The sequence below is a fragment of the Haladaptatus ordinarius genome, assembly GCF_054177595.1.
The window spans coordinates 45323-55159 of the sequence record NZ_JBPEHH010000029.1 but is presented as its reverse complement, the minus strand read 5'-3'; the positions used below and the strand labels follow the sequence as shown (position 1 = coordinate 55159).

At 62.4% G+C, this 9837-nt stretch carries 10 protein-coding genes; 3 read left to right on the top strand and 7 right to left on the bottom strand.

Going from position 1 to position 9837, the window contains the following annotated elements; all coding sequences use genetic code 11:
- Positions 1-120: 120 nt before the first annotated feature.
- From ACR3FF_RS12575 to ACR3FF_RS12565, 3 genes are all read right to left on the bottom strand, one after another.
- Entirely contained in the window at positions 121-939 is an 819-nt protein-coding gene (locus ACR3FF_RS12575; RefSeq protein WP_458188409.1) for a DsbA family protein, read from the bottom strand.
- 94 nt (positions 940-1033) lie between these two features.
- Entirely contained in the window at positions 1034-1570 is a 537-nt protein-coding gene (locus tag ACR3FF_RS12570) for a hypothetical protein (protein WP_458188408.1), read from the bottom strand.
- Positions 1567-2334, bottom strand: a complete 768-nt coding sequence (locus tag ACR3FF_RS12565) for a DsbA family protein (protein WP_458188407.1) — start codon at positions 2332-2334, stop codon at positions 1567-1569. Before ACR3FF_RS12565 ends, ACR3FF_RS12570 begins: the two co-directional genes overlap by 4 nt.
- Before the next feature lie 117 nt (positions 2335-2451).
- Here ACR3FF_RS12565 and ACR3FF_RS12560 point away from each other — a divergent pair, with 117 nt between their 5' ends.
- Both ACR3FF_RS12560 and ACR3FF_RS12555 read left to right on the top strand, forming a co-directional pair.
- The gene (locus tag ACR3FF_RS12560) at positions 2452-2802 is read left to right on the top strand and encodes a transcriptional regulator (RefSeq protein WP_458188405.1); all 351 of its coding nucleotides are present in this window, start codon (positions 2452-2454) and stop codon (positions 2800-2802) included.
- A 2-nt stretch (positions 2803-2804) separates the two neighbouring features.
- Complete coding sequence (locus tag ACR3FF_RS12555; protein ID WP_458188403.1) at positions 2805-3068, top strand: DUF7521 family protein; 264 nt, start codon at positions 2805-2807, stop codon at positions 3066-3068.
- 230 nt (positions 3069-3298) lie between these two features.
- Here the strand turns inward: ACR3FF_RS12555 and ACR3FF_RS12550 are convergent, their stop codons facing one another.
- Together ACR3FF_RS12550 and ACR3FF_RS12545 are read right to left on the bottom strand one after the other, a co-directional pair.
- Positions 3299-4693: a cryptochrome/photolyase family protein gene (locus tag ACR3FF_RS12550; protein WP_458188401.1), complete on the bottom strand. Its 1395-nt coding sequence runs from the start codon at positions 4691-4693 to the stop codon at positions 3299-3301.
- Between the two features lie 226 nt (positions 4694-4919).
- Entirely contained in the window at positions 4920-5777 is an 858-nt protein-coding gene (locus ACR3FF_RS12545) for a CPBP family intramembrane glutamic endopeptidase (RefSeq protein WP_458188399.1), read from the bottom strand.
- Between the two features lie 160 nt (positions 5778-5937).
- Between ACR3FF_RS12545 and ACR3FF_RS12540 the strand changes: the two genes are divergently transcribed.
- The gene (locus ACR3FF_RS12540) at positions 5938-7485 is read left to right on the top strand and encodes a long-chain-fatty-acid--CoA ligase (protein ID WP_458188398.1); all 1548 of its coding nucleotides are present in this window, start codon (positions 5938-5940) and stop codon (positions 7483-7485) included.
- 130 nt (positions 7486-7615) lie between these two features.
- Here ACR3FF_RS12540 and ACR3FF_RS12535 read toward each other — a convergent pair whose 3' ends face one another.
- Both ACR3FF_RS12535 and ACR3FF_RS12530 read right to left on the bottom strand, forming a co-directional pair.
- Positions 7616-8548 carry a PrsW family intramembrane metalloprotease gene (locus ACR3FF_RS12535; RefSeq protein ID WP_458188395.1) on the bottom strand — a complete coding sequence of 311 codons (933 nt, stop codon included), beginning with the start codon at positions 8546-8548 and terminating at the stop codon, positions 7616-7618.
- Positions 8549-8612: 64 nt separating this feature from the next.
- Positions 8613-9737, bottom strand: coding sequence for an alpha-hydroxy-acid oxidizing protein (locus ACR3FF_RS12530; protein WP_458188413.1), 1125 nt, complete (start codon positions 9735-9737; stop codon positions 8613-8615).
- Between the last annotated feature and the right edge of the window lie 100 nt (positions 9738-9837).

Genomic DNA, 9837 nt, shown 5'->3' with positions numbered 1-9837 from the left:
GCGCTCTCACTGGAGTGAGACCGCCGTCTTTGGTTGAATCATTCGCTCATCCGCGCCAGCTACTCTCGTCTCGCCCCAGAAACCGAGTCAGTAATCAGGAACGATGGGAACTACCGACTGTCAGGCGTTTCGTGTCTTCCGAATTTCCTTCTCGAACAGCGAATACGGCTGTGCGCCAACTATCTTCCCCGTCACATCCGACTTCCGGTCGTAGATGATGAACCCCGGCGTCCCGTGTATGTCGCTCTCGTTGGCGGCAGAGACGTCCTCGTCGATGCTGGATTTGATGGTCTTCGTGCGGTTCTGCAGGCACGAATCGACGGCGTCGGCATCCACCCCCTTCACGCTTCGAGTGACGTCCAGCAGGTTCCTTTTCGACGCCCACCCGGAGTTCTCCTTGCCCTGCTCGTCGAAAACCGCGGCGTGCCAGCGTTTGAACGCGTCCGGATTCTCGGTTCGAACCTGTCGCCAGACGCATTTTGCCATCCGGGCCGCTGTGTTCGAGGCACTTCCGATGTACGGCAGTTCGAGGACGACGATACGAACCTTTCCGGGTCGGACGTAGTTTTCGATGAGTTTCGGGAGCGTTTCACGTTCGAACTTCTCGCAGAACGGGCACTGGTAGTCGCTCCAGTAGTAGATGTCCAACGGCGCGTCGAGCGACCCTATCACGGGATTTCCCTGGAGGTCGATACCGTATCCCGTCTTCTCGTCGCTTGCGTACAGTAGCGACGACTTCTCGGTGGACTGGTCGCTCTCGGAGTGGGTGGGTCCCGATTCGTTTTCTTTCGTCGTCGTTCCGCCGGACGAATCGTTCGTCTTCGTCGATTTACCGTCTAGTCTCTTGGAGATACTCGTGCAACCGGACAGTCCGAAGAGCACACCTGCAGTCGTTCCGAGGAGTGCCCGTCGACCGATTCCGGAGTCACTGTCGGCCATTGTTACTCGTGTCGGGGGAGACACCCCAGCAATATAGGTTTCCTGCCCGATTTCTGTCTCTGAAATTAGTTGGAACGCCCACACGTCGAGACGACTACACATCGAGACGACACTCGCGCGGGTCACCAGCGCGGACGAGAAATCCTAACAGGAGCACCAGGCCGCCAACCCGGAGGAGGTCGCCGTGGAACGGCATCGCCGCCAGCGCCCCGGCGAATCCGAGAAAGCCGAGCAATCCCGCTCCGCAGCTCGCACACCCCGACGCGAGCAGTCCGGGGAGCACGCCGGTCAGGTCCGAGAGGCTCGACACGCCGGCCACGCTCACCTGTGCCGCAGTGTTGGTGACGGCGACTCCCGTCAGCAGTGCGTAGGTGACGATGAGCGCGAGACCGAACCAGCCGTTGGTCGCCAGTACGTTCTCCATCAGCAGGACGAGCGTGTCGTCGAACCAGTGGAGTCCCGCGGCGAGCATCTGCATCGACATCTCCGGAAACGTCGAGAAGATGAGCAGGACGTAGGTCGACACGGCGACGATGGCGGTCACTGCCACCCTGGAGGGGGACGTCAGCGGATACGTCAGCGCGGCGGCGAGTTGTGACAGCGACTGCCGGGTGCGAGTAGTCTCGGTCATGCGTTTCGAATCTTCTGAATCGCGCTCTCGAAGCGTGGGTAGGGCTGTGCACCGACTATCTTTCCTGCTTTTTTCGATTCGCGGTTGACGAGGACGAACGCCGGCGTCCCGCTGATGTCGCTCTTGCGGCCTGCCTCGACGTCGTTCGAGACGCTCGACTGCAGGGACTGTTGTTTCTCGTCGAGGCAGGATTTCACCGCACTCGCGTCGACGCCATCGACCTTACGGGTGATATCGAGAAGGTTCGATTTCGACGCCCACCCGGAGTTCGGTTTCCCCTGTTCGTCGAACACCGTGGCGTGCCAGCGATCGAACGCGTCCGGGTCGTCCTCACGGACCTGCCGCCAGACGCACTTGGCCATCCGCGCGGCCGATTTGGAGGAACTCCCGATGTTCGGCAGTTCGAGGACGACGACCCGAACCTTGCCAGGTCGGACGTAGTTTTCGAGCAGTTTCGGCCACGTCTCCTGTTCGAACCGACCACAGAACGGACACTGGTAGTCGCTCCAGTAGTAGATTTCGACGGCCGCATCCGGCGAGCCGTATATGGGGTTGTCCTGCAGGTCGATTCCGTACTTCGTCGTCTCGTCGCTCGCGTACACCAGCGAGTTCGTGTTGTCTCCCGTCGTTTTCGTCCCACTGTTCCCCGTGGATGAGGCCGATTTTCCCGACCCCGTCAGGCGACTCGTACAGCCAGCCAGGCCGACGAGGGCCGCAGCACTCCCGAGGAACGCCCGTCGTCTCGTATCGTCGCTTTCGGTCATGGCTAAAGATTCGTCCTGGTTCGACCAAAGCGACCCTCGCTTAAATCTTGAAAGGTGCGTTTTCAGACTCGGAAACCATTCGCCAAGTATTAAGTGGTGAAGTCTCCTCGTCGAGGTGTGAGTGAGGAGTTGAGTCCAGCAGAGCTGTTTCGGCTGCTGGACGACGAGTACGCTCGCACAATCCTCACCAAAACGAGCGAACGACCGATGTCTGCACAGACCTTAAGCATCGAATGCGACGCCTCGCTTCCGACCATCTACCGGCGGCTGAGCGACCTGGAAGCGTGTAATCTGGTCGAGAAGTACACGCGCCCGGAACCGGACGGGAACCACCGTTCCGTGTACGAATCCACCATCGGTCACGTCGAAATCGACATCGACAACGGCGCACTCGACGTCACCGTGACCGAACGCGAGGACGTGGCCGACCGGTTCACTCGCGTCTGGGAAGATATGAGAGGTGACTGACGATGCGCCTCGAACTCCTCGCCGGAAAACTGCTCGTGATGACCCTGGGCTTGCTCATCGCCTATCAGGGCTTTCGCGGCTATCGACGAAACCACAGCGAACCGATGTTCTTCGTCGCTATCGGATTCATCTTCCTCACCGTCGGCGGGACGATGGGATGTACGCTCATCGACACGCTCAGCATCTCCGCGTTCACGCTCGGCATCGCCCAGACGCTCCTGGTCGCCGTCGGGATGGGGTTCGTCCTCTACTCGCTGTACGGGTGATGCTGTTCTAGCGATTCTACATCCGCTTTTCTCGATTTGTTTCACCCGAGAGTTCTTTGGAGTCGGTTACTGACCCCGGGACAACATGGAGCCCTCGGTCACGGCTGACTCACTTCGTTCGTCCGTCGTTCCCTCGCCCTCCATCCACCAGGACCGCAGGTGGTGAGCGACTATTTCCTTGCGGGTGGCTCGTGATGGGGTCTTCGCGTGGTGGTTCGCCGGAGTCGTCCCTATCCACGTGCGTTTTCGAACATCGAAATCGCCATCTCACGTCGTTCTGCGTGCTCGACGATGGGCGCGGGGTACTCGGGAGCGAGTTCGTCTCGTTCGGCGTCGTCCAGTTGGTGCCAGACGTGAATCTTCTTCGCCGGGACGCCTTCGAGTTCGGGGACGTACTCGCGGACGTACTCGGCGTCCGGGTCGAAACGCTTCCCCTGGGTCATCGGGTTGAAGATACGGAAGTACGGCTGGGCGTCGGTTCCGGTCGAGGCGGCCCACTGCCATCCGCCGGAGTCGTTTGCGGTGTCGTGATCGACGAGTCTTCGCCGGAACCAGTCGTACCCCTCGCGCCAGTCCACGAGCAGGTCTTTGGTCAGGAAGGAGGCGACGACCATCCGAGCGCGGTTGTGCATCCACCCCTCGGCGCGGAGTTGGCGCATCCCGGCGTCGACGAAGGGGTAGCCCGTCTCGCCGTCCTGCCACGCTCGCACGCCCTCGCGGTCGTCGCGCCAGGCGACGTCGTACTCGTAGTCCGTGTAGTTCTCCACGACGACGTCGGGCCGCGCGTCGAGGACGTGAGCGTAGAACTCTCGCCACGCCAGTTGGCGCTGGAAGCTCTCGACGGATTCTGCCGCGTCCTCGTCCCCGGCGTCCATTTTCGCACTCTCGGTCGCCTCCCAGACCTCTCGAATCCCGACCGTACCGAACTTGAGGTGTGGCGAGAGGCGCGAGGTTGCCTCCCGAGCCGGGTAGTCGCGGTCGGTATCGTAGGCGTAGATGCCGTCCGCACAAAATTCGGAGAGAAGGTCGCACCCGGCGTCGATTCCGGCGGGTTGAATCTTGGCGTCCGGTTCCGCGAAGCCGAGGTCACCGAGCGTGGGGAGGTCGTTTGCGAGGTTCTCGGCGGCGTCCACCGCCGCGACGTCGTCCGGTGCGTCGAACGGGTCGTCTTTCTCCCTCTCTCGCCACTTCTTCCAGAAGTAAGAGAAAACCGAGTAGTGCTCGCCCTGCTTCGTCGTGATGGTACCCGGTCGGTGGAGCAGCGCGTCGTGGACGGTTCGGTGGTTGACTCTCGCGTCGGCCAGCGCGTCCACGGCTGCCGCGTCCCGACTCCGTGCGAGCCCGGAGTAATCGCGGTTCCAGACGACACACTCCGCCCCGTGTTCTTCCGCGATACGTGGCAGTTCTTCGTGAGGTGTACCTCGAACGACTATCAGCTCACCCCCTCGCTCACGGTACGCGTCTCGAAGCGATTCGAGCGAAGAGAGCAGAAACGCCATCCGGGGTGGACTCGCGTACTCGAGCACGGCCGGGTCGAAGACGAACACCGGGAGGACGGCATCGGACAGCGCGAGCGCCCGATTGTCTTCGATTCGCAGGTCACGGCGATGCCAGTGGATGTTCATGGAGCCGAGACGCCACGAACGTTCCAAAAGCTACCGCCCAACCGATGGGGATTTTTGCCGAGATGCCTCGTCGAGACCCTCGACTCGTGATAGATTCCAGCAGCTGTGTCGGATATAGCGCGCGAGTCGGTCGGAACGTCGATGCGACATCACGCCAATCGAACCCCCGAGTTATTTTGCCGACGTGAGCGGACATGACGGATTGAGTCGAGGGCCCGTTCGGTATTCAGGGCGGACGTGGTACGTCGTCGGCGTTCGTCAGGGTCTTCGACCCCCAGAGTCCCACGATGAGGACTGCGAAAAGTACCCAGACGGAGTAGTAGAATTCGTCCGCAACCTCGATGGTCTCGGAGACAAAGTTCACCCACCCATGCAACACGATAATTCCGAGGATGCTGCGCGAGGTGTGATTGTACACCCACGTGAAGATGATAGAGAGCGCGACAGTGCCGACCATGAACAGCCAGAACCCGACCGTCGCGAAGCCGACCACGTCGTGCTGAAACGAACCTTCGATGAAGAACAACGGGAGGTGCCAGGCCGCCCAGACGACGCCGAGGAGTAAACTGGCAGCCAGCGCCGACCAGTCCATCTGAAGCCGGTCTAACGCGTACCCTCGCCACCCTAACTCTTCGAGGAGAGGCGGGAGCGTCGCGAAAAACAGCGCTGGCAGAATTGCCAGTGGATTAACGTTCATCTCCCGTACCCCCTCACCCAGTGCTACGCCCGGGCCTCCCAGTAGCGAATCTCCCAGTGCGGCCACGAGGGTCACGACTACCGGAACCAGGAGGATACCGAGGAACCACCGCAGGCCGATTCGGCGGGCCTGTTTGATGCGATTCCAGAAATCCGTCCGCCCCGGACCGTCGTAGACGAGGTAGACGAATCCGATTCCGGCAACCCCTGGGCCGAGGAGTCCAATCAGCAGCAACACGACGCCTGCGGCGCTGTCGAAACGCACCTCCAGGGCTATCGCCGATAGCCAGAAACTCCACGTTATAGCGTACGTCACACCGAAGAACAGCCACGGATTTCCCGGAGAGATGGAGGTGCGGCCGATCGTTCGACGCTTCGTTTCGTGCATACTGAGAGTACGTCACACAGACTGAAGAACCCCTACAGTGCCCCATCGACACCGCTGTAAGGAGTAACTGAGTGACACCGAGTTCGTCACGGTTCGAACGGGTCGTCGTGTTCCGCAGTTCGGCAAACACTTTAGAGTACGGTTATCGTTATCACAAATCATGGTGAATCTCGTCACTGCGGTCAGGGAGACCGTGCGCGAACACCCGGACGAACCGGCCATCGTCACCGATGACAGCACGCTGACCTACAGCGACCTCTGGGAGCAGATCGGCGCCTTCGCCGCGGGGTTGAGACGACGCGACCTCGGCGCGGACGACCGCGTCGCGGTCTATCTGCCGAACCTCCCACAGTTCGTCGTCGCGTTCCACGGAACGCTCCGAGCCGGTGGCGTCGTCGTCCCGATGAACCCACAGTACAAAGCGCGGGAGATTCGCCACCTGCTCGCCGACAGCGGCGCGCGAGTCGTTGTGACGCTTCCCGACCTCGTACCGTTCGTCGAGGAAGTCCGCGAGGACACCGACGTCGACCACGTCGTGACCGTCGGCGACGGCGGGTTCGGAACGTTCCTCGGTGAGGGAGACGTCGAGATCGCCGAACGCGCGGACGACGACATCGCGGTTCAGCCGTACACCAGCGGAACGACCGGCACGCCGAAGGGAGTCGAACTCACGCACCGCAATCTCGCGTCGAACACCGAAGCGGCGGCAGACCTCGTGCCGGGCGGAATCGGTCCGGGCGACTCACAGTTGGGCGTCCTCCCGCTGTTCCACATCTACGGCATGACGGTGTGTATGAACGGGACGCTGTTCCGCGGTGGGTCGTTCTATCCCCTGCCGACGTGGGACGCACAGCAGGCCCTCTCGCTCGTCGAGGACGCGGAACTGACGCTGATGCACGGCGTTCCCGCGATGTACAACGACGTCATCAACCAACCGAACGCGGACTCGTTCGACCTCTCCTCGCTGCGACTCGCGGGCGTCGGCGGTGGCGGGATTCCAATCGAAGTGCTCCGACGGTTCGAGGAACTGTACGACGTGAAAATCTACGAGGGCTACGGCCTGACCGAGACGAGTCCGGTCACGCACTTCAACACGCCCGAGGGTGGACGACGCGTCGGAAGCATCGGCAAGCCTATCTCGGGAGTCAGCGCGCGCGTCGTGGACAACGACTTCGAGGAACTCTCACCGGTGGCGGAGGGACCGCTCGACGAGGACGACGCGGGACTGGACGACGTGACTGGTGAGATCGTCGTCGCCGGGCCGAACGTGATGGTCGGATACGCCGGTCTTCCAGAAGCCACTGCGGAAGCGTTCACCGAACGCGACGGGAAACGCTGGTTCCACACGGGAGACATTGGCTACTGGGACGAAGACGGCTTTTTCTACGTGGTAGACCGCAAGAAACACATGATAAACACGGCGGGCTACAACGTCTATCCGCGCGAGGTCGAAGAACTCCTCTTCGAACACGAAGCGGTCGCCGACGTGGCCGTCGTCGGTATCCCGGACGAACGCCGAAACGAGACGGTGAAAGCCTTCGTCGTGCCGGTTCCGGACGCCGACGTGACGGCCGAGGAACTACGGGAGTTCTGTCTGGACAACATCGCGGAGTACAAACACCCCCGCGAAATCGAGTTCGTGGAGGAACTGCCCCGGACGACGACCGGGAAGGTACAGAAGTTCGAACTCGTCGCGCAGTCCGAGTAGAAAGCTGTCAGACGAGAGATTGCCCGGTTCCGGAGGAAGCCCGTCACCCGAACGGCTCACCTTCTCAACCATCACCCGCGGTCGTCGGAAGGCGGTGTCTCTCGAACGGCGGCCACGTTCTCGCGCGATCTCACCCGATTCGAATCTGTCCCTCGTAGTACCACCTCGCGCGCCGAATCTTCCGAAAGAGATACGCCCCGACGAGACCCGCGAAGACGAGCACGTAGACGAGCAACCAGAATAGCGTACTCCCGCCCACGGTGGCGGTCAGCCAATCGGTGACGAACCCGGCGGTGGAGTTGTAAAAGCCGTGGAGGAGCGCGGGGATAGCAATACCTTTCACGATTATCGGCCCGCGGTCGGTGGAGACGAGTTTCGCCAGTCCGAGATAGTACCCGGAGATGGCTGCCCAGAGGACGTGGTTCGGACCGACGATGGCCCGCGTCACTGCGACACCGGAGATGGAGACGACGGTCCCGACGCCGCCTCGCTGGACCGACCCGACGACGTAGGTCATATTCTCGATGGTCGCGAAGCCGAGTCCTGCCATCGCACCGTACACCGCCCCATCGACTGCGGTGCGAAAGTGCGGCGTCCGGTAGGCGTGAAAGCGAACCGCGAGCCACTTCACGAACTCTTCGACCGGGCCGACGACGAGGAAAAAGAAGGGGACGATGGCGAGGATACCCACTCCCGTTCCGGCGAGGAGCAGAAATCCGACCGTGTTGATGACCGCGGCGAACGCGGCGAAGACGACTCCGAGGAGGAAGGTTGCGACGAGCGTGACGAGGGGTTCCCGTTCGGTCGGGTCGAGTTGCCAGATGTACACCGCGAGGGCGAGCGCCGGAACGACCGAGAAAAAAGAGAGCACGCCGAGTAGCGGGCGTTCGACGACCGTCGTACCCACTAACGCGAGTTCAACCACCACGAACGCCAGCGCGACGACCAGCGTCACCCCTCGGGTCACCTCCCTGAGAAACCGGTAGAGTCGGAGCGCGAGTTTGTCAGTTACCGTCCGTGGTTCCCACGATTCGATGTCGTACGAATCTTTCCCCCCAGGCATCGTCCCTGCTACACTCGCCATCACCAAATCCGTTAGGACAGTTTCCCCGGTCGTCCGTTCCGCCTCACTCGTTCGATTCGACCAGAGTGTTTCGGTCGACGTCCGCGAACGACGTGTGGCCGGACAGCGCGAGCGTCAAATCGAGGTCGGCGAGGAAGTTCCGTACCACCGCTCGGACGCCATCTTCGCCGGCGACCGCGAGGCCGTAGACGTAGGGACGCCCCAGCAGGACGGCGTCCGCCCCGAGTCCGATGGCGCGGAATGCGTCTGCTCCGCGTCGGATTCCACTGTCGAAGAGCACTGGCACCTCGTCACCGACTTCGTCCACGACGTCGGGGAGGGCGTCGAGCGCGCCAATCGCGCCGTCCACCTGCCGGCCGCCGTGATTCGAGACGATGAGTCCGTCCACGCCGCGTTCGACCGCTTCACGGGCGTCGGCAGGGTGGAGGATTCCCTTCAGCACGAGGGGGAGATCCGTGTGTTCGCGCAGGAAATCGAGGTCGTCCCACGTGAGCGACGGGTCGCCGAATATCTCCGTGAACTGCCAGAGTGCGCTGCGTTCGTCTTCTTCCGGCGGGGCGTCGAGCGAGTCGCGAAACGCTGGGTCTGTCAGGTAGTTCGCCACCCCCTCGCCGTCGAGGAACGGGAGGTAGGCGTGGTCGACGTCCCGTTCCCGCCACCCCATCATCGGCGTGTCGAGGGTGACGACGATAGCCTCGTATCCAGCGTCTTCCGCCCGGTGGAGGAAACTCGCGGTCACGTCGCGGTCGGCGCTCCAGTAGAGTTGGAACCAGCCGGGGGTGTCGCCGAGTTCGTCGGCCACGTCCTCCATCGTTTCCGAGGAGGCGGAACTCAGGACGAGCGGTACGTCCACGTCTGCGGCGGCCCGCGCGGTGGCAAGTTCGGCCTCCTCGTGAATGATGGACTGGACGCCGATGGGCGCGAGCATGACTGGAACCGGAAGCTCCCGTCCGAAGAGTTCGACAGAGAGGTCGCGTTCCGCGACGTCGCGGAGCATCCGGGGGACGATTCGCCACCTATCGAACGCCCGGCGATTCTCGCGGGCGGTGCTCTCTGCCCCCGCCGACCCCGCGACGTAGGCGTGGGCCTCGGGCGGGAGTTCCTCGCGGGCGAGTTCGGCGAGCGCTTCGGGCGTGGTCGGGAGGTCGGGCGTCTGGTCTGCGAGCATCCCGCCTGCGTACACCTCGCGCTGGCGGTTCGGGCCGAAGGGTTCCGACGGGTCGTTTTTCGCGGATTCTTCGTGCGCTGAGTCGTCGTTCGACGACCCG